The sequence below is a fragment of the Stenotrophomonas maltophilia genome (genome assembly GCF_013464915.1).
Lineage (GTDB): Bacteria > Pseudomonadota > Gammaproteobacteria > Xanthomonadales > Xanthomonadaceae > Stenotrophomonas > Stenotrophomonas maltophilia_AT.
In genome coordinates this window covers 1-538 of record NZ_RAVT01000001.1, presented here as the reverse complement: position 1 = coordinate 538, position 538 = coordinate 1, and the positions used below count along the sequence as shown (strand labels likewise).

The 538-nt window shown below is 65.2% G+C and carries 1 pseudogene; it reads left to right on the top strand.

The features are described from left to right. Positions 1 to 69: 69 nt before the first annotated feature. Positions 70 to 261 (top strand): annotated as a pseudogene (locus D7T59_RS00010) (EAL domain-containing protein); the annotation flags it as partial. Positions 262 to 538: the final 277 nt, after the last annotated feature.

Below are 538 nucleotides of genomic sequence, written 5' to 3'. Positions count from 1 at the left end.
CAATGAGGTTGCCGGCCAGCGGCCGGCACTACCAGAAGCGATCAGCGCGGCTGCTTCACCGGCAGCACTCTGAACACGGTGACCGACGCAATCAACCGTGGTGCGATCTACCGCTTCCTGACCAARCCCTGGAACGACGAYGAGCTGCGCAAGCACATCCACCAGGCGTTCCGYACCTACGAGGAACAGCGGCGCAGCAATGCCGGGCCGGCGCCGGTGGAACCAGCCGATGGTGGAGAGGATCGTCCACCGTTGCGGTAACGRTCCCCTCTGGTAGAGCCGGCCGCTGGCCGGCTGCYCTGAATGTCGGGTYCAATGAGGTTGCCGGCCAGCGGCCGGCACTACCAGAAGCGATCAGCGCGGCTGCTTCACCGGCAGCACTCTGAACACGGTGACCGACGCAATCAACCGTGGTGCGATCTACCGCTTCCTGACCAADCCCTGGAACGACGAYGAGCTGCGCAAGCACATCCACCAGGCGTTCCGYACCTACGAGGAACAGCGGCGCAGCAATGCCGGGCCGGCGMCGGTGGAACCA